Origin of the sequence: Cupriavidus sp. D384 (genome assembly GCF_001652915.1) — a bacterium.
In the GTDB taxonomy this organism is placed as follows: Bacteria; Pseudomonadota; Gammaproteobacteria; order Burkholderiales; family Burkholderiaceae; genus Cupriavidus.
Genome location: NZ_BBQI01000008.1, coordinates 101849 through 123598, shown reverse-complemented (window position 1 = coordinate 123598; position 21750 = coordinate 101849). Strand labels below are relative to the sequence as shown.

General features: G+C 60.4%; 20 protein-coding genes. 15 read left to right on the top strand and 5 right to left on the bottom strand.

Going from position 1 to position 21750, the window contains the following annotated elements; all coding sequences use genetic code 11:
• Nucleotides 1-60 precede the first annotated feature (60 nt).
• The 12 genes from A9J21_RS03250 to A9J21_RS03195 all read left to right on the top strand — a co-directional run bounded on the left by A9J21_RS03250 (nucleotide 61) and on the right by A9J21_RS03195 (nucleotide 11695).
• A complete protein-coding gene (locus A9J21_RS03250) occupies nucleotides 61-1146 on the top strand; it encodes a DegT/DnrJ/EryC1/StrS aminotransferase family protein (RefSeq protein ID WP_066731808.1) in 1086 nt (361 codons plus the stop codon).
• 49 nt (nucleotides 1147-1195) lie between these two features.
• On the top strand, nucleotides 1196-2131 hold the full coding sequence (locus A9J21_RS03245) for a glycosyltransferase (protein WP_082926215.1): 936 nt from the start codon (nucleotides 1196-1198) through the stop codon (nucleotides 2129-2131).
• On the top strand, nucleotides 2128-3204 hold the full coding sequence (locus tag A9J21_RS03240; RefSeq protein ID WP_066731806.1) for a glycosyltransferase: 1077 nt from the start codon (nucleotides 2128-2130) through the stop codon (nucleotides 3202-3204). The genes A9J21_RS03245 and A9J21_RS03240 overlap by 4 nt, the downstream gene beginning before the upstream one ends.
• On the top strand, nucleotides 3201-4199 hold the full coding sequence (locus tag A9J21_RS03235; protein WP_082926214.1) for a glycosyltransferase family 2 protein: 999 nt from the start codon (nucleotides 3201-3203) through the stop codon (nucleotides 4197-4199). Before A9J21_RS03240 ends, A9J21_RS03235 begins: the two co-directional genes overlap by 4 nt.
• A complete protein-coding gene (locus A9J21_RS03230; RefSeq protein WP_066731804.1) occupies nucleotides 4168-4995 on the top strand; it encodes a glycosyltransferase family 2 protein in 828 nt (275 codons plus the stop codon). The genes A9J21_RS03235 and A9J21_RS03230 overlap by 32 nt, the downstream gene beginning before the upstream one ends.
• Before the next feature lie 11 nt (nucleotides 4996-5006).
• Nucleotides 5007-6095: an MraY family glycosyltransferase gene (locus A9J21_RS03225; protein WP_066731802.1), complete on the top strand. Its 1089-nt coding sequence runs from the start codon at nucleotides 5007-5009 to the stop codon at nucleotides 6093-6095.
• A 187-nt stretch (nucleotides 6096-6282) separates the two neighbouring features.
• Entirely contained in the window at nucleotides 6283-6522 is a 240-nt protein-coding gene (locus A9J21_RS03220; RefSeq protein WP_066731800.1) for an acyl carrier protein, read from the top strand.
• Nucleotides 6523-6530: 8 nt separating this feature from the next.
• On the top strand, nucleotides 6531-7277 hold the full coding sequence (locus A9J21_RS03215) for an SDR family NAD(P)-dependent oxidoreductase (protein ID WP_066731798.1): 747 nt from the start codon (nucleotides 6531-6533) through the stop codon (nucleotides 7275-7277).
• Nucleotides 7277-8644, top strand: coding sequence for an AMP-binding protein (locus tag A9J21_RS03210; protein WP_066731796.1), 1368 nt, complete (start codon nucleotides 7277-7279; stop codon nucleotides 8642-8644). The genes A9J21_RS03215 and A9J21_RS03210 overlap by 1 nt, the downstream gene beginning before the upstream one ends.
• Before the next feature lie 23 nt (nucleotides 8645-8667).
• Nucleotides 8668-9774 (top strand): acyl-protein synthetase, encoded by a 1107-nt coding sequence (locus A9J21_RS03205; protein ID WP_066731794.1) that lies wholly within the window; start codon nucleotides 8668-8670, stop codon nucleotides 9772-9774.
• Nucleotides 9774-10982, top strand: a complete 1209-nt coding sequence (locus tag A9J21_RS03200) for an acyl-CoA reductase (RefSeq protein ID WP_066731792.1) — start codon at nucleotides 9774-9776, stop codon at nucleotides 10980-10982. Before A9J21_RS03205 ends, A9J21_RS03200 begins: the two co-directional genes overlap by 1 nt.
• Nucleotides 10983-11026: 44 nt before the next feature.
• Nucleotides 11027-11695 (top strand): acetyltransferase, encoded by a 669-nt coding sequence (locus tag A9J21_RS03195; protein WP_066731790.1) that lies wholly within the window; start codon nucleotides 11027-11029, stop codon nucleotides 11693-11695.
• Here A9J21_RS03195 and A9J21_RS03190 read toward each other — a convergent pair whose 3' ends face one another.
• From A9J21_RS03190 to A9J21_RS03170, 5 genes are read right to left on the bottom strand one after another with little or no spacing between them, the layout of a single operon-like run.
• On the bottom strand, nucleotides 11696-12727 hold the full coding sequence (locus tag A9J21_RS03190; protein ID WP_231906795.1) for a glycosyltransferase: 1032 nt from the start codon (nucleotides 12725-12727) through the stop codon (nucleotides 11696-11698).
• Between the two features lie 53 nt (nucleotides 12728-12780).
• Nucleotides 12781-14049: a lipopolysaccharide biosynthesis protein gene (locus tag A9J21_RS03185; protein ID WP_066731786.1), complete on the bottom strand. Its 1269-nt coding sequence runs from the start codon at nucleotides 14047-14049 to the stop codon at nucleotides 12781-12783.
• On the bottom strand, nucleotides 14049-15146 hold the full coding sequence (locus tag A9J21_RS03180; protein ID WP_066731784.1) for a glycosyltransferase: 1098 nt from the start codon (nucleotides 15144-15146) through the stop codon (nucleotides 14049-14051). Before A9J21_RS03180 ends, A9J21_RS03185 begins: the two co-directional genes overlap by 1 nt.
• A gap of 35 nt (nucleotides 15147-15181) precedes the next feature.
• Nucleotides 15182-16501: a sugar transferase gene (locus A9J21_RS03175; protein ID WP_066731782.1), complete on the bottom strand. Its 1320-nt coding sequence runs from the start codon at nucleotides 16499-16501 to the stop codon at nucleotides 15182-15184.
• The gene (locus tag A9J21_RS03170) at nucleotides 16498-17643 is read right to left on the bottom strand and encodes a glycosyltransferase family 4 protein (protein ID WP_066731780.1); all 1146 of its coding nucleotides are present in this window, start codon (nucleotides 17641-17643) and stop codon (nucleotides 16498-16500) included. Before A9J21_RS03170 ends, A9J21_RS03175 begins: the two co-directional genes overlap by 4 nt.
• Nucleotides 17644-17934: 291 nt before the next feature.
• On the opposite strand from A9J21_RS03170, the gene A9J21_RS03165 reads away from it, so the two are divergent.
• From A9J21_RS03165 to waaA, 3 genes are read left to right on the top strand one after another with little or no spacing between them, the layout of a single operon-like run.
• Nucleotides 17935-19320: a phosphomannomutase/phosphoglucomutase gene (locus A9J21_RS03165; RefSeq protein WP_066731778.1), complete on the top strand. Its 1386-nt coding sequence runs from the start codon at nucleotides 17935-17937 to the stop codon at nucleotides 19318-19320.
• Nucleotides 19301-20392 carry a lipopolysaccharide heptosyltransferase I gene (gene waaC / locus A9J21_RS03160; RefSeq protein WP_066731776.1) on the top strand — a complete coding sequence of 364 codons (1092 nt, stop codon included), beginning with the start codon at nucleotides 19301-19303 and terminating at the stop codon, nucleotides 20390-20392. The genes A9J21_RS03165 and waaC overlap by 20 nt, the downstream gene beginning before the upstream one ends.
• A complete protein-coding gene (waaA, locus tag A9J21_RS03155; protein ID WP_066731774.1) occupies nucleotides 20392-21666 on the top strand; it encodes a lipid IV(A) 3-deoxy-D-manno-octulosonic acid transferase in 1275 nt (424 codons plus the stop codon). Before waaC ends, waaA begins: the two co-directional genes overlap by 1 nt.
• The last annotated feature ends 84 nt before the right edge of the window (nucleotides 21667-21750 follow it).

The window sequence follows — 21750 nt, the reverse complement described above, 5'->3', positions numbered from 1 at the left end:
TTCTGGGCCCGCGCCTATTTGCGCGCCGGGCCCGTTTTAGGATGTTGGCGGATTGCACTGATGAACATTAACGTCACGAAACCGTTTCTGCCGCCCCAGGCTGAGTACCAAAAATACGTGTCTGACATCTGGGCGCGCGAGTGGCTGACCAATAACGGCCCGCTCGTCAATGAACTGGAACTGCGCCTGAAAGAATGGCTCGGTCTGGATCACCTGCTGTTTGTCGCAAACGGCACGGTGGCGCTGCAGATCGCCATCAAGGCACTGGATCTGAAAGGCGAGATCATTACCACGCCGTTCAGCTATGTGGCTACCACTTCCAGTATTGTCTGGGAAAATTGTGTCCCTGTGATGGCGGATATTTGTCCGCATTCTTTCAATATCGACCCGGCTCGTATCGAAGACCGAATCACGGAGAACACATCCGCGATTCTTGCAACGCATGTGTACGGTACACCATGCGATGTGGAGAAGATCGAGCGTATTGCGCAACGTCATAATCTGAAGGTGATTTATGATGCCGCGCACGCATTCGGGACAACCTACCGCGGCAAGTCGTTGTTTGCTTTTGGTGATATCGCCACCACGAGTTTCCATGCGACCAAGCTCTTTCATACCATTGAAGGCGGCGCGGTGGTGACGCAGCATCCGGAAATCCTGAAGGTGCTTGCTCGGATGCGGAATTTCGGCCATGTCTCGCCGACAGCGTTCGATGGTGTCGGAATCAACGGAAAAAATTCCGAGTTCCACGCGGCAATGGGGTTGTGCAACCTGAACCATCTCGACGAGATCCTGCAGTCGCGCCGGACACTGAGCGAGCGTTATGACGCAAACCTCAAGACGCTGCCGGTGCAACGGCCGCGGTTGCCGGACAACTGCAGTTACAACCACGCCTACTATCCGGTGGTGTTCGAAAGCGAGAAGGCGAACTTGGCAGTGATCGAGGCGCTGAACCTGCACAACGTGTTCCCGCGCCGGTATTTCTTCCCGTCGCTCGGTTCGCTCAATTACGTTACCGACAAGACGCCCACGCCCATTTGCGATGACGTCGCATCACGCGTGCTTTGCCTGCCGCTATATCACTCGTTGTCGTTCGAGGAGATCGACATGATTTGCCGGCTGATTCATCGCTCGCTTAAGTATTGATTGAACGTTGGCGCGGTGCATCCCATCCCGACTGCAAAAGGAACACGGTTTGAAGCTTAGCATTCTGCTGATTACATACAACCACGCCCGATATATTCGCGAGGCGCTGGACAGCGTGCTTTGGCAGGATATCGACTTCCCCTTCGAGGTCGTGGTGTGTGACGATGCGTCTACGGACCACACGCGAGAAATCATTGCCGAGTATGTGGGCAAGGATCCGCGTGTCAGCTTCAGGTTCTTGCCTGAAGTGCCGAATATGGGTGTGACGCGGAATTACCAGCGCGGGTTCGTGGCGGTGGAATCGGAATACGTGGCAGCGCTCGAGGGCGACGACGTCTGGTGCAGCCCGCAGAAGCTTTCGCAGCAACTTGCCTTTCTCGAGGCGCACCGCGAGTGTTCGGTCTGTGGTTGCAACTACTTCGTTTATTCGGAAGAGCAGGCGCGGTACACCGAAAGGGTGGAGCGCGAAGAAGGATTTCGGTACCTGGACAGTCGCCAGTTGATCGCTGATAACCTGATCGGTAATTTCTCGACCTGCATGTACCGGACGGCAGCGCTAAAGCGGCTGCCGCCAGCCTTGTTCGATCTGCGGGCCTACGACTGGGCGGTCAATATCGTGATGGGCAGGTTTGGGCTGATTGGGTTTCTGAACACACCGCTATCCATCTATCGGATACACGGCGCGGGTACCTGGAGTTTGTTGACCCATCGGCAAAAGCTGACTTCGCAACTGGAAGTGCTGCCGCAGTACGATGCCATCACCGATGGCATTTTCAGGGACGATTTCGACGCTCTCGCCGTGCGCCTGCGCGCGGCTGGCGCAGGGGCGGGTCCCGCGCCAGCGTTTCAGTTCCGGCGCGCAGCGCGCTTTGGGCTGAAGTTGCTGGTTCAGTGCATTCCTCCGCTGTTCGTGACAATCGCAAAGCAGCTAGTGCCGCCAGTTTGCTGGCGTGTAATGTACAAGTTTATTGGAAGGCGCGCATGAAGTTGCCTACTGTTTCGGTCATCATGCCGGCGTATAACCATGCGCCGTTCGTGGTCGAATCCGTTCAAAGTGTTTTGTCACAGGATTTCGAGGATTTCGAGCTTCTGATTGGCGACGATGGCTCCAGCGATGGCACGGCCGATGCCATTCGCACGATAACTGACCCGCGCATGCAGCTGTTTGTGCACGAAGTGAACCGCGGCGCCGGTGTCGTGACCAATGACCTGATTTCGCGTTGCCGCGGCAAGTATATTGCGTTGATCAATTCGGACGACGCATGGGTGCCGGCGAAGCTGTCGTACCAGGTAAGCATGCTCGATCGGCAGCCCGAGCTGGGTGCTGTCTTCGGCCGTGCACGCTATGTCGATAGGGATGGCTCGCCCATCGAGAAGTCGACCATGCAATTTGGCCATATTTTCGACCAGGAGAATCGCTCGCGAGGCGAATGGCTGAAGCGTTTTTTTGATCATGGCAATTGCCTGTGTCATCCGTCGATGCTGATCCGCAGCGAGGTGTACAGCCAGGTAGGCGCTTATGACAACCGATACCGGCAGCTTCCGGACTTCGAGATGTGGGTAAGGTTCATTCGCCACTGGCAGTTGCACATTTCCAATGAGGACTTGGTGCGCTTCCGCATCCTTCCGGGGGAGAACGCCAGCAGCCACACGCCGGCAAATTCGATCCGGATTATGAACGAGCACTACATGATCGCGCGCAACTTCTTTGACGGAGTGTCCGCCGACTTGCTGAAGGAAGCCTTTGGAGATCGTCTAGTTTGCGATCCTACGTCGTCGGCCGAGCATGCGGATATCGAGAAGACGCTGCTGTTTTTCGGCTTCAACCAGTGGCTTGGCCATATGTACCGGATCGTAGGCATCTCAAAGATGTTCGACTTGCTGGCGAGCCCTGCGCACAGCGCGGTGCTCAAGCGTGACTACGATATCGATGATCGGACCTTTCATCGAATGATGGGTGAAGCCGATGCATTTCGGCCTGGTAACCCACTGCAGAGTATTTCCGGCAAGGACTTGCTGCGAGAGTTGAAGCAGCGGATTCGCAAACGATTTGTATGATGCAGGCAGTCTTGTCCACGGCGTGCACCGAGGCGGCCGGGCCGGAAGGCGCTTCCGTCCAGTTCCCGGCCAAGTATGCGAGCGCGCAGGTCGCGAATCGCCTCGTAGGGGCGGTCGTGGTGACCTATAACCCGGATGCTTTGCATCTTAAGGAACTGTTTCGTGCTTTGGGTCGCCAGGTTGCGCATATCGTGGTGGTCGACAACGGTTCGAAGGTCGTTCCCGATGTGGGCGCAGAGAATTTTGGCGCTCCGGTTACGTTGATCGACTGCCGCGCCAATCTAGGCATTGCCGCCGCGCATAACAAGGGGTTGCAGCAACTCGATCGCCTTGGCATGCCATACGGATTGCTGATGGACCATGACAGTCTGCCGCTCGAAGGTATGGTCCAGCATCTGCTTGCCGCCGACTTGGCATTGCGGCAAGAGGGTGTCAAACTTGCTGCGGTGGGTCCCGTCACGATCGATCGGCGCACTCGCGTGCGTTCGAAGTTTGTGAAGATCCGACATGGCATTGTCGGTCGCGTTGAGTGCGCGGCTGGCGAGCAGTGGACGGAGGCGGATTTTCTGATTTCGTCGGGCACGCTGATCCGCTTGGACGTTCTGCGCGACGTTGGTGAGATGAACGAAACGTATTTCATCGACCACGTTGACACGGAATGGTGCCTGCGGGCCCTGAATAAGGGATACCGGATCTTCGGTGTTTGCGATGCCTTGCTGGACCACTCGCTGGGCGACCACGTGGTGCGTGTCTGGTTTGGCCGCATGCGTGAAGTTCCGGTGCATTCTCCACTACGCAACTATTACATATTCCGGAATACGATCGCGATGCTCCGCCATGTGCCAATGCCGATCGGCTGGCGTAGTGCACACCTGTATCGGATGTTGCAGTTTTTGGTGTTCTTCGTGATTGGTGTTCCGCCGCGCGGATTACGGGCGCGTTTGATGATGAAGGGAATCGGGCATGGCCTCACGGGGCGTTCCGGAAAGCTTTGAGCCGGCTGCCGCCGACGTGCTCGCGAAAATTGCCGTGTCCGTCATCAGTCACGGTCAAGGCGAACTCGTATTGCCACTGCTGCATGAACTGGCGGAAATCGGAGGCCAGCTCTCCTTGCGCGTCATTGTCACGGAAAATCTGCCGAGCTCGGCGGGCGCATTCCAGCCGATGGCGTCGCCACTCTATGATTCGCTGATCCTTAACCCTGAACCTAAGGGTTTCGGCGCAAACCACAATGCGGCTTTCGCTGGATGCGAGTCAGATTTTTACTGCGTCATCAATCCCGATATCCGGCTTGCGGGCGCCGAACCGTTCAGCGCGCTGGTGTCAGCGCTTAGAAAGGCAGCCGGCATTGCCGCACCGTGTGTCCGAAATTCCGCTGGTGGACTTGAGGACAGCGCGCGCCACGTTCCGACGCTGGGCCGCCTTGCGCGGCGTGCCATCCTTCGGCAACGGCAAGCAGACTACAATCCCGAGGGTTTGGGGAAAGCGGTAGATTGGGTCGCCGGCATGCTGATGGTTTTTAATGCCGATGTCTTTCGGCAGTTGGGCGGTTTCGACGAGCGCTTTCATTTGTACTGCGAAGATGTCGATATCTGTCTGCGCACGCACCTGCAAGGTTATTCGGTGCACTGGGTGACTTCCGTCAGCGTGTTGCACGATGCGCAGCGCGACAGCCGCAGAAAGTGGAAATACCTGGCCTGGCACGTCGAAAGCATGACGCGTCTGTTTCTGTCACGTAGCTACTTTGCCTTCCTGCGTCGCCGCGCGGGCGCGGGTCGGGCAGCCTCGTAAACCATCTTGTCATGTTTGACTACTTCTGGGTGCCTGCATCCTGCGGGTTGATCTGCCTTGTCGTGCTGCTGGTGCTGAGGCCCTGTGCGGTAAAAATCGGTCTGGTTGACAGTCCGGGCGGCCGCAAGCGCCATGTGGGCGACGTGCCGCTGATCGGCGGCGTTGCTGTCCTTGTCGCGGTCTGGATCGGATCGTTGATGTATCTGCGGACATTTGATAGATACGTGGCGCTTTATGCCGGTGTCACGCTGCTTGCCATTGTCGGGCTTGTCGATGATCTGCGCGGCATGAGGCCACTAACCAAGCTTGCGTTCCAGTTTTTCGCGGCAATACTGATGACCTCTTGGGGCAACGTCTACTTGTCTTCGCTGGGCGACCTGTTCGGCCGTCGTGAGATCGATTTGCTCAACTGGGGCATTCCGCTGACCATTTTCGCGGCCCTTGCGGTGGTCAATGCCTTGAACATGAGTGATGGTCTCGACGGGTTGGCCGGCGGATTGAGCGTTATCGTGCTCGCCTGGATGGCCTATCTTGCCGCAATTGTCGGCAATATGATGGTCTTGCGTATTGCGGTGATCTTTTGTGGCGCATTGGTGGGGTTCTTGCTCCTTAACGTCAACCATCCCCTGCGCGGGGCCAGGCGGGTGTTTCTAGGGGATGCTGGCAGTCTGTTGCTGGGCTACGTCATGGTGTGGTTCGCCGTGGAGTTGTCCCAGATACCATACAATCCCGCCGGGCACGTGCCGCCGGTGGTCATGCTATGGGTGCTGGGTCTGATCCTCGTCGATCTGATGGCCGTGGTCCTGCGGCGGATGATCAAGGGCCGCAACCCGCTGGCGGCGGACCGCACCCACCTGCACCATGTCCTGGTACGCCTTGGGCTATCGCCTACCCAGGTGGTTTGCGTGATCTGGTTTGCCAATGCTCTCTTTGGGCTTGTGGGCGTCGCTGCTTGGCGCCTCGGCATGCCTGAGCAGTGGATCTTCCTGCTCTTCCTCGCGATAAGCGCGAGCCACTTTCTTATGGTGCGAAATGCCTGGAAATTACTGCGCATGGGGCGTAAGTTCACTCGCAAACAGGGAGCGCAGCCTGGCGCCTAAGGGCCGGCCGCCGCTTCCAGTCAATGCCTGACGGTAACGAGTGTTGCGGCAGGTAATCTCCGACTTGAAGAATCTACGAATAGTTTAAAATTTCATTTTCTTGCCGAAGCAAATGTGACGGGACGGCTTTCGGGCGTCCCCGGCGGCTTGCCGCATATCCTTTATCCAATAGACAAGCATTCACTCCATGAACAACAGCGAGAAGCTTCACAACGTCTTTGCGCAATCGCTCAATATCGGTCTGGACAAAGTCACTGACGAATTGACCTACAACACGATTCCCGAGTGGGACTCGGTGGCGCATATGGCGCTCGTGGCCGAAATCGAAAACGCTTTTGAGATCATGATGGATACGGATGACATCGTCGACATGAGCTCCGTTGGTAAGGCCAAGGAAATCCTCGCCAAGTACAACGTAACTTTCTGAAGGACGTCATGCTGCTCAAGGACAAGATTGCGCTCGTAACCGGTGCCGCGCGAGGCATAGGCTTCGCGACTGCCGAACTGTTCGCTCGGGAGGGTGCCCATGTGGTGCTGTCAGGCCGGTCAGTCGAGGCACTTGAAGAGGCGCAGGCGCGTCTGGCAGAGGCGGTCCCCGGCGCTCAGTCGACAGTAATGCCACTTGATGTCGCGCGCCCCGATAGCGTCCGCGACGCATTTCAGGCGTTGTTCAAGCAGGCCAAGCGTCTCGATGTGCTGGTCTCAAACGCCGGTGTTCTGGACGATGCGCTGATCAGCATGGTGACCGAAGCCCAGATTCATCGTGTCTTTGAGCCCAACACCTACGGCGTCCTGTACTGCGCGCAGTACGCAAGCCGGCTGATGGCCCGCAACAAGGGGGGCAGCATCATCAATCTGGCGTCGATCATCGGTACCAACGGCAACGTCGGCCAAGCAGTCTATGCGGGCAGCAAAGCGGCGGTCATTGGTATTACCAAGTCGCTGTCGAAGGAACTTGCACCGCAGAATATTCGCGTCAACGCTATTGCGCCGGGGTTCATCGACACGGACATGGCACGCTCGATCGGCCCGGAGAAATTCGCGGAGCGCGTGGCGTCCATTCGCATGGGGCGTGTCGGTTCGGCTGAGGAGATTGCCAAAGTGGCGCTTTTCCTAGCATCCGATCTGTCCTCGTATGTCACCGGCCAGATCATCGGCGTTGACGGCGGGATGCTGATCTGATGTTCGCGAAATGTCTGGAGTCGTTCGGCGATCGGATTGCCCTTCTGGCGGACGATGGCCAGCGCCTGTCCTACGCGGACTTGGCTGCTCGTGCGGACGAAGTGTTTGCTGTTGCTGGGTTTGCACCGCGCGCGCTGGTTGCGCTGGAATGTGAAAACTGCGTCGATTCGGTAGCGGCCTATCTGGGCGCATTGCGCAATGGGTATCCGGTTCTGCTCGTCGATGCCCAGCTGGAGGCGACGCTGCGTGACCGTCTCTATTCGCATTTTTCGGTTACCCACGTCCGGACGGCGGCTGGCGAATGGAAAACGCTTGGGTATGTCGCGCCGACGGTGCATCCGGATGTTGCGGTACTGCTGTCAACGTCGGGTAGTACCGGCTCACCGAAGTTGGTCAGATTGACATCGGCGAACCTTGAGGCTAACGCGCAATCGATCGCGCAGTACCTTGAGCTCGACGAATACGAGCGGCCCGTCACGACGTTGCCTATGCACTATTCGTATGGGCTTTCGGTCGTAAATAGCCATCTGTCCGTTGGGGCGACTCTCGTGCTGACTGGTCAACCGGTGACGGCTCGCAAGTTCTGGGATGTCTTCCGCGAGCATGAGGCGACCAGCATCGCGGGCGTGCCGACGATCTACGCCATGCTCAAGCAGCTGCGCTTCGAGCGCATGGATTTGCCATCACTGCGTACAATGACGCAGGCGGGTGGCAGGCTGGCTCCCGAGCTGATCCGATGGTATGCCGAGCTGGCCGCGTCGCGAGGGCAGCGTTTCTTCGTCATGTACGGACAGACGGAGGCGACGGCCCGGATGTCTTATGTGCCGCCGCAGCAAACGCTGGACAAGGCCGGCTCGATTGGCATTGCCATCCCTGGAGGCAGTTTCGAACTAGTCGCGGAAGACGGTCGCATTGTGGACGGCGTCAACGAAACCGGAGAGCTTCGCTATACGGGCCCGAACGTCATGATGGGCTACGCGGCCAGCGCCGAGGATCTGGCCGATGCCGATCAGCAGGGCGGCGTACTCCTGACTGGTGACCTGGCACGCCGTGACGAGGATGGTTACTACTATGTGGTGGGGCGGCTCAAGCGCTTCATCAAGGTTTTCGGCAACCGCATCGGCTTGGACGAGGTTGAAGCGCAGTTGCGGGAAGAGAATTACGATGTTGCCGTCACCGGACGTGACGACCTTCTGGTCGTTGCCCTGCGTGGACAAAACGATGGCACAGATGCGCTGGTTGCGCACGTTAGCGCAAAGTACCGGTTGCATCGCTCGGCTATCCGAGTGCATGCCGTTGATGGATTCCCGCTGTCGACGTCAGGCAAGGTCCAGTATGCGGAACTGCTCAAGGCCCTTTGTCCCTGAGCACGTTGAGTTGAGTTGACGATATGACAACCGAACGTCCCTACTTCGCGTGGCCTGTCTATGGCATGGCGCACGGCGACAAGTCCCGCTACCTTTCCGAGTCGCTGACCGCGTTGACGTGGCAGCATGCCGAGCGTTGTGAGCCATATGGCCGGATTTTGCAGGCACATGGTTATCAGGCCGGGCAGTCGTTCGCGCTTGAGCAGATTCCGTTCATTCCCGTCAGGCTGTTCAAGGAATATGAGCTCGGGTCGGTATCGAAAGACGATGTGTTCAAGGTGCTGACGTCGTCGGGTACTACGTCACAGCGCGTGTCCCGGATCATTCTGGATCGCGATACTGCGATGGCGCAGACCAAGACCTTGGTCCTGATCCTGCAGCAGTTTTTGGGCAAGGCGCGGTTGCCGATGCTGATCATCGACCATCCGGGCGTGATCAAGAACCGCCAGTCCTTCTCGGCGCGCGGCGCGGGAATTCTCGGACTCTCGAATTTCGGGCGCGATCATACCTACGCATTGCGCGACGAGGATATGACGCCCGATATCGATGGCATTCGTGCCTTTCTGGAGCGGCATCGCGGACAGCGCGTCTTTATCTTCGGTTTTACCTTCATGGTGTGGAAGTATTTCTATCAGGCCTTGAAGGACATGCCAGATGCTCCGCGCTTCGAAGATGCCATCCTGATCCACAGTGGCGGATGGAAGAAGCTGCTCGAGGAAGCGGTCGACAACGACACCTTCAAGGCGGCGTTGGCGGACAAGCTTAACATCCGGGCGGTGCACAATTTCTACGGTATGGTCGAGCAGGTTGGTTCGGTCTTCATGGAATGCGAGCATGGTCGTCTGCATGCCCCAGCTTTTGCTGACGTACTTATCCGCGACGCTCGCGACTGGTCAGTCCTGCCGCAAGGCCGCACCGGACTGATCCAGGTGTTGTCCGTGCTTCCTACGAGTTATCCGGGACATAGCCTGCTGACGGAAGATCTGGGTGAATGGACTGGGCTTGACGATTGCCCGTGTGGACGCATGGGTCGTACGTTCCGCGTGCACGGACGTGTTGCCAAGGCAGAATTACGCGGCTGCAGCGACACTCACGCGGCGGACTCGCAATCGCAAATGGTGACCGTCTGATGGCTGATTACGTATCGTTGATCCCTGGGGCACCGCTTCCCGAGGCGTTGGCCGACGTTCCCCCGCTGCCCGCGTTCGCTCCGGCGTCTCTCGATTTTGTCGAGGCGTTGTCGGGCTTGCTGATGCGGATGCCGGAAGCGAGGACGTACCCGGAGCTGACGGCGCTGGGATTCTGGATGCGCCGCGCCAACTTGGCCCGTCTGCGTGCGGACATGGAGCGTCGTGCCGGCGAAGCGCTGCTCGTGCCACGCGGCACAGTACTGCACATCGCACCGTCCAACGTCGACACCATTTTCGTGTATTCGTGGTTTCTGTCGCTTCTGACGGGAAATCGGAACATCGTTCGCCTTTCTTCCAAGCCTTCCCCGCAGGCAGACCTGCTCGTTGGGGCGATTGCAAAACTGTTGAGGGAACCAGCGCATCAGGAGATTGCTCGCCGCACGCTGCTGGTCCGATATGCGGCTGATGATCGCACCACGACGCGATTCTCGGCGGTGTGCGATGTCCGGGTGGTCTGGGGCGGCAATGCGACGGTCGAGCAGATTCGCAAGCTTCCGTTGCCCGGAACGGCCACGGAGGTGGCGTTCGCCAATAAGTATTCGCTTGCGCTGATCGGCGCTGAGAGTTGGACGGAGGCTACCGAATGCCGAAAAGCTGATTGGATTGAAGCGTTCTACAACGATGCCTACTGGTTCGACCAGATGGCATGCTCGTCGCCGCGGCTGGTTCTCTGGCTCGGTGATGCAGTGCAGATCAAGGCCGCTTCGACAGACTTCTGGGGCCGTTTTGAGGGGTATCTGGCGGATCGTCAGGAACGATTCGGCGATGCGGACTATGTGAACAAGCTGGTGGCGGAGGACGCTCTGGCGATCGAAGCGGACGTTGCCATTTCGACGACGTCAAACAACGACCTCGTGCGAGTGTGGCTCGACACCCCCGCGTTGCACCACACACTGCACTGCGGTGCGGGCCTGTTCTTCGAATCGTCGCTTGACTCGCTCGATGCCATGCGGCCCTTGCTGAGCCGAACGGTGCAGACGCTTTCGTATGCCGGTGTCGAGACACAGAGGCTGCGCGATTTCATCGCTGCCAATCCGCTGGCGGGGATCGATCGCGTCGTCCCGTTCGGCCATGCGCTGGATTTCGCGCCGGTCTGGGATGGCTTTGATCTTCTTCGTGTATTCATGCGCGAAATTACGGTTGCCTGAACGGCACTTCGGCAACTTATCTGTCACAGATTTAGCAGACGCTCATGCCTCTGATCCATTCTTCTCCAGTATCTTCCGTGGTAATCGCCGGCGCAGGCGGTTTTGGGCTGGAACTTTTCGACTACCTGCAGGACGAGGCCTTCCGAGGAGGCGTGACCGTGGCAGGATTTATCGACGATACCCCTGGCGGGACGGTTCCTGATGGTATCGATGTCCCTCATTTGGGCACCATTGGTGATTTTCGTGCGGCGCCTAGCCAAGTGGTAGTTGTAGCGATTGGCTCTGTGAAGGGGCGGCAGATCGTTCTGGAGAAGCTGAACGCCAACAACATAGCCACGCCCGCTTATGTCCACCCGTCGGCCATTGTGTCGCCAGCGGCGACGCTCGGGAAGGCGGTCCTGATTTGCCCCTATACGATTGTCAATCGCAATGCGGTCATGGACGATGCCTCAGTGGCCAACGTGCACTGCAGCATTGGCCATGGAGCCCGTGTGGGGGCCTATTCGGTGCTGTCGCCGTATGCCGCCCTTAACGGCGACGCGATAATCGGCATGGGCTGTTTCCTAGGTACGCGCGCTACAATCTATCCGCGCATCAATATTGGTGATGGTTGCATCGTGGACTCCCATACTGGTGTGCGCGTGAATGCCGAGCCGCGTCACATGATTTCATCGCGTGGAACCTATCAGGTCAGCGCCTTGCGGATGCGCTGATTACCGGCCAGTCACGGTATGGTCTGTCAGTAGTGCTTCCCACTTGTCAATAATTGGTGCCAGTTCAAAGCGTTGTGCGCTCAACCGGGCACCCGCAGCCAGTTGCGCTGCCCGGCGCTCGTCCTGCATGACTGAAAGCAGCGCGGTTGCCAGAGCCCGAGGGGTGTCAACGGGAACGACGAGCGCATTCTCACCATCTCTCAGCAGTGAACGTGGACCGGCTTCGCAGTTTGTCGAAACGACTGGCAGCCCGAAAGCCATCGCCTCGATGAGTACGAGACCGAATCCCTCATATCGGGAACTCAGGCAGAACAGTGACGCCTGCCGATAGGTCTCGGCGATGTCGCTGCGAGTTCCCGGCATCTGTACGGAATCGACAAGGTCCAGTTCGGCGCGTAGAGATTCCAGTTGCGACCGGTCCTCGCCTTCGCCGATGATTGTGAGGGTCCATTCTGGAGCTGACGGTGTGACGTCTGCCCACGCTCGGATCAGTGTGTCGAAGCCTTTGGCACCAGTCAGCCGCCCGACGGCGAGCACCTGTTTGCCAAGCCTGCGGGCGGGTGCCGTTGGTATCGGAAACGGTAAGGGATTTGGCAGCGCTAGTACCGGGCAGCGCGGATGCGTGGCGTCGATCCACCTCTGCCGGTCGGACTCCGTGAGCACCACGATGGCGTTGTGCCAGCGCGCGGCCATCCTGCGGGCAACTCTACGTGCCTTGCGGCCAAGATCCTCGTCGAAATGACAGTGTTCCCAACCGACTCGCCGGATGCGGCAACCGAGCGTAGCAGGCAATGTGAACCATGCCAGCATGGTATCGGCCTCGACGAGAGCCGTCACACGGTGTTCCCGCAGCACGCGGCGCAGTCGGCGCACCGTTGCCAGATATTGCGCCTTGAAGGAAGGGCGTGTGTCGAACAGTCCGACGTGGCACACTGCCGGATGCAGCGGGAAGACGCTGCGCGTATCCCAGAGGCTGATGATGCAGATCTTGTGCCCACGGGCGGCAAGGGCGTTGGCGATCGTGGTGGTCATGCGCTCCGCTCCGGCCAAGGCATTCAGTGTGCCGGTGAGAAAGGCTATGGTGCTCATGGTGCTGCGGCACCCTGTTCGGTGCCAGACATCGACGCTTTGCCAACTTTTAGCCACAGGGTGACGCCGAACGCCACAGCGACAGCGTTCGCGGTCGCGTAGCCGAGCACCGCGCCCATTGTCCCAAGGCGCGGGATGGCGATAACGTCGACTAGAACGGTCGTGCTCAGTACCAGCGCCCATTTCAAGGCGATCCATCGCGGCTTTCGCAGGTAAATTGCCAGCAGGCTCAATCCGGCATCGGCGAATGTCAGTGACGAGGCTACTGCGCCTAAGCGCAGCAGGCCGGCTGTGGCAGCGAACGCCGGACCATATAGCAGCCTGACAATCCAGTCGGCGGAGAGGGCGAGGACCGCTGCACCGCAAAATCCAATAACCAACATCGCACCAGCCACCACAAGGATATTTCTGCGTGCTATCAATCTGTCCGTCTGTGCATAAACATACAGCGGTGCAATCCCAGCAGCAAGGATCCCTGCAATGGTCGTATAGTTGTCGAGAATCTGCATCGTTGCCGAGTAGGCGCCCAGCTCCGCTACGTGAACGAGAGGCTTCAGTATCAACTGGTCGGCGCGGCGCGCGGCTACCATCACCATGAAGCTGATCCAGAAAAGCGTACCATCTCGGATCAGATCTCGTGTCAGCGTCGGAATGTAAGGCGGTATCTCACGCGGTGCACGGGCAAAGTAATACCAAGTTAGCAGCAGGGCTGCGATGGCCGCCTCGAGCGCAAACGCACTGGCGTAGGGAGCAATGGCGTGAACACCCGTGAAGAAGAGGCTGCCGACCAGCGCCGCCTTAGCGGCCAGAGCCACAAGGTTGAAGATCACATTCGGTCGGTTATGCGTTCGTGATTGCATCCATGCGATGACGACGCCAAACGGTTCGCGCAGCATGATGGCCATGCCGAGAATCATGGCAGGTATCCATGTATCGGCAGGCTGTTGGGTCAGAAGCAGATAGGCGCCTATCAAAGTGTACCCAAATACTCCTGCTGCAAATCGGATGGCGAACGCATGCATCAGCAGGGAATGCTTGTCCTCGGTCGTCTGCAATGCCACAAGCCGAGGGACTACCACCTCCGCGGAGCAGACAAGGGGAATTGCAGCGGCAATGAAGACCAGGGACTGGGCGTACTGGAAATGGCCAAAGCCTTCGGTTCCTAGGGCTCGGGCAAGCATGCCGACTACCGCAATGCCTACGCCGACTTGCAACCCGCGGTCCGCGAGCATCCAGAGAAGATTGCTAGCGACAACTCGGCGCATCAAAAGCCTTCCGTCAGGTGTTGGTAATGAATGAGCCACCGATCGGCAATGACCCGGATATCGAAATGGCTGGTAATCCGCTTGCGATTTTTTGCACATTGATCGGGCGTGGTGGGCAGTCGGGACACGGCAGACCGCAGCGCCTGGGCTAGCGCTGCCGCGTCGCCGACCGGAGTGATCGTGGCGAGGTTGCCAGCGATTTCCCTTACGCCCGCAGCGTCGGTAGCGACAACTGGCAATCCAGTGGCCATGGCCTCGCCAATCACCAAGGGCATGCCCTCGATCTGCGACGACAAGACAAAGATGTCCGCGCCATGCAACAAGTCTGGGATGTCTTGCCGGGTCCCCAGCAGTTGGACAACCTCGCAGAGTTGCATTGCGGCAATGTCATCCTGGAGTTGATTGCGCAGTGGTCCGTCGCCGGCAATGCGCAAACGAAGCCGGGGCTCCTCCGTGTAAAGGAGGGAGAAGGCACGAATCAAAAGCGCATGGTCCTTCTCCGGGACGAGGCGTCCTACGCTAAGCAAGACAATGTCGCCGGCGTCCACCAGCAGGTCCTTGCGCACGGAGTCCCGCACCGATGCTTTCAGTGCAAAGCGCGAAGTATCAATGCCATTTGGCATGACAATGATTCGGCTTGCCTGGACCGCGCCACTATTGATCATGGCTTCTCGTCCCGCTGCGCTGACATGTGTCGTTAGCGCACACCAACGGTCCGTTACACGATAGGCCATGGCACGCAGCTTCCCGCCTTCGCGGGCGCTGTGGGCCGAACAGATGACGGGCGGCACCGATGTCGTGCGAGCTAATGCGCGGGCAAAAAGATTGCCGTGAATCATATGGGCGTGGATGACATCTGGCCGCCATTGGCCGACGATTTTCCTGGCGCGGTATAGCGCGCAAAGCGCAGACAGGGGAGTCTTGCGCATGTTCAGGGAGAAGACTTCTACGTCAGGAGGAAGCCGGACATCGCATCCTGGTGTCAGGGTGATGATGGCGACTTGATGCCCGAGATCGACAAAAGCTCGGGCCAGCGCAGCAATCTGCTGCTCGGCGCCGCCAAGCTTGAGGCCGGTGGTCAAAAAGAGAATACGCATAGACTCTGGTGCGGACGCCTCAGCCTCAGCACTGATCACCGTGCCCCATACCCCGTTACCAACGTCCTAAACGTCTTCACTGCAATCAGCAAATCCAGGGTGATCGAGCAATGCTTGACATAGTAGAGATCGTAGCTGAGCTTTGTGACGGTTTCCTCGTGCGAGCCGACGTATCCCTGTCGCACCTGTGCCCAGCCCGATAGCCCGGGCCGTACTAGGTGGCGGTATGGATAGTAGGAAATCGACTCCGTGAAGGCATTGACCATTGGCACTTGCTCAGGGCGAGGTCCAATGAAACTCATGTCACCCACGAGCACATTCCAGAGTTGGGGAATTTCGTCAAGGCGGTACTTGCGGATGATACGGCCCACGCGTGTAACGCGAGGGTCCTGCCGTGCAGCGAACTGCGCTGGCGCGTGGCAATCCACGCCCATGCTGCGGAATTTGAGCATCGTGAATGGCGTGCCGAAGAGCCCGACACGTGCCTGGCGGAAAAGGGCGCCGCCGGTGGATTCCATGTTGACGGCCACTGCCACAACGAGGCCGACCGGCAAGGCAATCGGGGCCAGGGCTATGACGGCGACGATGTCGACCAGCCGCTTCACGTAGTCATACAGAAAGTGATCGGCATAACCGTCTAGAAAATTCTCGTCGATATGGTCTACGCCCAAGCGGCCGGTCAGCATTTCGCCGATCCGCTCCACAGAGTACATACGCAGATGCCCCGTCTGGTATTGGGCCAGCAGACGCGTGCGTACGGGGTCGGCGGTCAGTCCTCGCTCCACCATGATGCCATCGCAATGCATGGCGTCTTCGATGGAATGAATCTGCTCGAAGCGCGTCTGGCTTGGTGGGGCCGAGCCAGGCATCGAAACAATCCGGTTTAATTGCTGCAGCGTCTCTGGGTCCATGTAGCCGAACACGGGCACGTACTTCTGCACATAGTGTCGGTATCCCAGCCAGATCCAGCCCAGAGTCGTGATGTAGCTGACCAACACCGCACCGCGTGAATACTCGACGTGAAGTCCCGCATAGACGATCAGCAGCATGGCGAATGGCAGCGTCGTGGCCAGGCCGACGATACTGGCGCCCTCCATTGGCGGTAAATGGAGCGCTCGGTGCAGCAAGACGAATGCGGTCAGGTAGGGCAGGGCTGTCCAAGCCAGAGTGCGCGGGAAAACATATGTTACCCAACCTGCTTGGTGCGCCAACTCGGACAGCCCCGTGTTGGCGGCAAACAGTACGAGTCCGAGCACGGCCCACGTAATCATGCGCCCGGCGCGCCGGATTGTCTCAGAGCGAGCCCGCGTGCCGTGCCCGTTGCGCCGCCATGAATCGGTATGGATGAAGCTCATGATGCTGATACCCGCGTCGCAAACTGCCGGATCGCTGGCAATGCCTGCTGATAAACCGCCCAGGTAGCACGCACCATGGGGTCCAGTCCGAACTGTTCTTCCCATCGGGCACGCGCAGCCTTGCCCAGAGCGGCGCGTTCGGCGGCATCGTGCCCAAGATTCCGTAACGCCTTTTTAAATGACTCAATAGAATTGCTGTCGACCAGTACGCCACACCGACCGTCGTCTAGTTGTTGCCGGATGCCCGGCAGGTCACTGGCAACCACAGGTAACCCTGCGCGCATCGCCTCCAGGACGGATATCGGAGACCCCTCGTGGTCGGATGCCAGCAGGAATGCCTGAGCGTTGGCCAAAATTGCAGCCACATTGCCGACGTTACCGGCAAAACGGATGCGCCCCGGTGCCAGTTGACTGGCAAGTTGCTCCAGGGCCATGCGCTGCGGCCCATCACCGGCGATGACCAGTTCGCAGTCCGCTAGTTGCGCCGCGGCGAATGCCCGTATCAGCAGGTCGGGGCGCTTGGGTGCCGCAAGGCGCATGACCGTCACGACGCGCCGCAGGGGCGCGGACGGCTCCGCCCGTCCAGGCACGTCCTGTATGCCGTTCGGAATGACGTGGATGCGATGCCTGGCAATAGGCAGCCTGCGCGCCAGTTGGCGCTCGGCATCGGCCACGCAGATGAACTGGTTCGTCAGCGGTGCCAGCAGCCATTCGGTGAGCCGGGCCACAGTGCGCTGCTTCCAGGGTGCGGCCGATTTAAATGCGAAGCCATGCACAGTGTAGACGACCGGTATGCCGAGTAGGCGTCCGGCGACACGTCCCAGGGCACTCGCCTTGGCGCTGTGGGTGTGTATGACATCAGGCGCCGCCTGGCGCAGGGCGCTTATCAGTTCGCGCAGTGCCGCGAAGGCCTTGAACGCCGATAGGGCATTGTCCATTGTCGCCAGCCGGATTGTCGGGATAACCAGTTCGGCAGCCTGGTCGAACAGCGGCCCATTGCCCCCCGCCAAAAGCACGACATCGGCTTGCCCGCGCACGGCGCGCAGCAGGTCGGCAACGTGCGTCTGGGCGCCACCTGTCTCGGAGTTGGTGATGAGAAAGGCGATGCGCGGACGATCAGGCAACGGATTGGACAGCGTCATCAGGTGTAGTGGCGGATTCGTCAACGGCGGCGGTGCGGAGCCATCTGGGCGCTTGACATGTCAATCCGCCTTTCTCGTGAATCGGATGCCCGCTGGAACGTGCGCGGGCAGACCGATTGCAGTCAAAAAGCGCCGAAAAATTCCCCTGAAGGGGCGGCTGAAGGCGATTATAGCGCCTGCGCCACGCGCAATCCGGCACAATACGGCTTTTTGGCGCCCTGCCCGCGCCCCTTCCCGAGGCGTCCCGCCAAGGGTGGAATCGCACGATGAACCTTGTTTCCAGGAAGCCACATGCAAATTGATCCCTCGATCTTCAAGGCCTATGACATCCGCGGCATCGTCGGCAAGTCGCTGACCCCGGAAGTGGCCCGCCATATCGGCCTGTCGTTTGGCTCGGCCGCCGTCGAACTTGGCGAAAAAGCCGTGGTGGTCGGCCGTGACGGCCGTCTTTCAGGCCCGGATCTGCTGGGAGGGCTGGTCGAAGGCCTGCGCGCCGCCGGCCTGGATGTAATCGATCTCGGCATGGTTGCCACGCCGATGGTGTATTTCGGTACGAATATCGAGCTGGATGGCCGCCGCGCCACGTCCGGCATCATGGTCACGGGCAGTCACAATCCGCCCGACTACAACGGTTTCAAGATGGTGCTGGGCGGCAAGGCCATTTATGGCGACCAGATTCAGGCCCTGCGCCAGCGCATCGATGCGGGCAACTTCACCAAGGGTGGCGGCAGCTACAAGCTGGTGGATGTCCGCCAGCAGTACCTGGACCGCATCGTTGGCGACGTCAAGCTGGCCCGTCCGATGAAGATCGCCCTGGATGCGGGCAACGGCGTGGCCGGGGCGTTCGTCGGCGATCTGTTCCGCGGGCTGGGCTGCGAGGTCGTGGAGCTGTTCTGCGACGTCGATGGCCATTTCCCGAACCATCATCCCGATCCCGCGCACGTTGAAAACCTGCAGGACCTGATGAAATGCCTGCGCGAGACCGACTGCGAACTGGGCCTGGCCTTCGATGGCGATGGCGACCGCCTGGGCGTGGTCACCAAGGATGGGCAGGTCATCTTCCCGGATCGGCAACTGATGCTGTTTGCCGAGGAAATCCTGTCGCGCAATCCGGGCCAGCAGGTGATCTACGACGTGAAATGCACGGGCAAGCTGGCACCGTGGATTCGCGAGCATGGCGGTGAACCGCTGATGTGGAAGACCGGCCATTCGTTGGTAAAGGCCAAGCTCAAGGAAACGGGCGCGCCGATCGCCGGCGAAATGAGCGGTCATGTGTTCTTCAAGGACCGCTGGTACGGCTTTGACGATGGCCTGTACACCGGCGCCCGTCTGCTGGAAATCCTGTCGCGCCATACCGACCCGAGCGCCGTGCTGAACGCGCTGCCGAACTCGAACTGCACGCCGGAACTGCAATTGAAGTGCGCCGAGGGCGAAGCCTTCACGCTGCTCGACAAGATCCGCGCCAATGCGAAGTTCGAGGGCGCGAAGGAAGTGATCACGATCGATGGCGTGCGCGTGGAGTATCCGGACGGCTTTGGCCTGGCCCGGCCGTCGAACACCACGCCCGTGGTGGTCATGCGCTTCGAGGCCGACAACGATGCCGCGCTGGCGCGCATCCAGGCCGAATTCAAGCGCGTGATCCTGGCGGAAAAACCGGATGCAAAGCTCCCGTTCTGAGGTTGTGCAGCCATCGGCCAAGACCCCACCGCAGCCATTGGCGGCGGTGGGGGCATTTGCGTTGCCGGCCCGGCCACGCATCCTGATCGTCAAGGTGTCGTCGCTGGGCGATGTCGTGCACAACATGCCGCTGGTGCATGATCTGCGCACGCGCTGGCCCGAGGCCGAGATCGACTGGGTGGTGGAAGAGGGCTATGTCGACCTGGTGAAGCTGCTGCCCGAAGTGCGCCGCGTGATTCCGTTTGCGTTGCGACGCTGGCGCAAGCGCTTCTGGCAGGGCGAGACCTGGGCCGAGGTGGGGGCGTTGCGCGCGGCCATCCGCGAACAGGCCTACGACGCAGTGCTGGAAACCCAGGGGTTGCTCAAGACGGCCATCGTCGCGTGCACGGCTGCGCGCGCTGCAGGCGCCCCGGTCATTGGCCTGGGCAATGCCACGCAGGGCTCGGGCTACGAGCCGGCGGCGCGGCTGTTCTACACGGCGCCGGTCAAGGTGCCCCGGCAGACCCATTCCGTGCGGCGCTCGCGCCTGCTTGGAGCGGCGCTGACGGGCACCACGCCGCCGGAGCCGCCGCGCTTCTTTGGCCCGGCCGCCAGCACGCTTCATGTCGACGATCCGCTGTGGGCCGGCCTGCCGGCGCGCTATGCGGTCTGCTTCCATGCGACAGCGGGCGCGAAGAAGCGCTGGCCGGTGGCGAACTGGCATGCGCTGGGCCAGAAACTGCATGCCGAAGGGCTTGCCGTGCTGTTGCCGTGGGGCAGCGAGTCGGAAAGGCGCGACGCCGAGGCGTTGGCCGCCGGCATGCCCGGCGCGCAGGTGCTGCCGCGTTTCTCGGTGATGCAGGGCTTTGGCCTGATCAACCGGGCCGAGGTGGTGATCGGTGTCGATACCGGTCTTGTGCATATCGCTGCAGCGTTGTGTCGGCCGACCGTCGAAATCTACACAGCCACATGGCGCTGGAAGACCGAGGGCTACTGGTCGGAACGCATCGCCAATGTGGGCGACGACGGCATCGTGCCCGACGTCGACGAGGTCTATGCCGCCGCGCGGCGCGTGCGCGGAGTCTCCGTCTGATGCTTCGAATTGTTTATACCCTGCTGTGGCTGGTGATCCTGCCACTGGCGCTGCTGCGCCTGACGTGGCGGTCGCGCAAGGAACCTGGCTATCTTCATCACGTGGGGGAGCGCCTCGGGCGCTACGACGACCTGCCGTCGGACGGCCCGTGGCTCTGGGTTCATGCCGTGTCGGTGGGCGAGACGCGCGCAGCGCAGCCGTTGATCGACGCATTGCTCGCCGCCTATCCGCAACACCGGCTGCTGCTCACGCACATGACGCCCACCGGGCGGCAGACCGGCGCGCAGCTTTACGGCAGCAACCCGCGCGTGCAGCAGTGTTACCTGCCGTATGACGTGCCCTATATGGTGCGGCGCTTCCTGTCGCACTTCCGGCCGGACGCCGGGCTGATCATGGAAACGGAGGTCTGGCCGAACCTGGTGCATGTGACCCGGCGTGCCGGCGTGCCGCTGTTCCTGGTCAACGCCCGGCTGTCGCCGCGCAGCTATCGGCGCACCGCGCGCTTTGGCAGCGCGGCGGCTTCGCTATATAACGATTTCACGATGGTGTTGGCCCAGACGCCGGGCGATGCCGAGCGCTACCGGGCGCTGGGCGTGAAATCGGTGCAGATCACCGGCAACCTGAAGTTCGACATGCAGCCGCCAGAGGTGGGCATGGCGCGCGGGCAGCTTCTGCGGCGCGCCTTCGGCGGCCGCCAGGTGTTGGCCGCTGCCAGCACGCGCGATGGCGAGGAGCCGCTGATCCTGGAGGCCTTCTCGCGCTGGCCGGGCGCCACGCGTCCCGCGCTGCTGCTGGTGCCGCGCCATCCGCAGCGGTTCGATGAAGTCGCTGCCATGGCTACGCGCGCCGGATTCACGGTGCAGCGCCGCAGTGCGCTCGACATCGAACAGGCGACCGCGCCCATTACGGCCGACGTCGTGCTTGGCGATTCGATGGGCGAGATGGCGATGTACTATGCGGCATCGGACATCGCCTATATCGGCGGTAGCCTGATTCCGCTGGGCGGCCAGAACCTGATCGAAGCCTGCGCGGTCGGTACGCCGGTGCTGATGGGCCTGCACACGTTCAATTTTGCGCAGGCCACCGAAGATGCCATCGCCGCCGGCGCCTGCCTGCGCGTGGCCAATGCCGACGAGCTGATGGCCGCGGCGGCCGGCGTGCTGGGCGAACCGGCCCGGCTGGCCGAGATGCGGGCAAACGCGCTGACGTTCGCGGGTCTGCATCGGGGGGCGACGGCTCGGACACTTGGCGCGCTGGCGCCAGTGTTGCGCTGACATACAGACGGCGCGCAGGGCGCTAGACTGGTCGGGATTTGTGGATTTTGCTGCGCTTGCCGCGGCAGTCTGAAGGAGTCGACC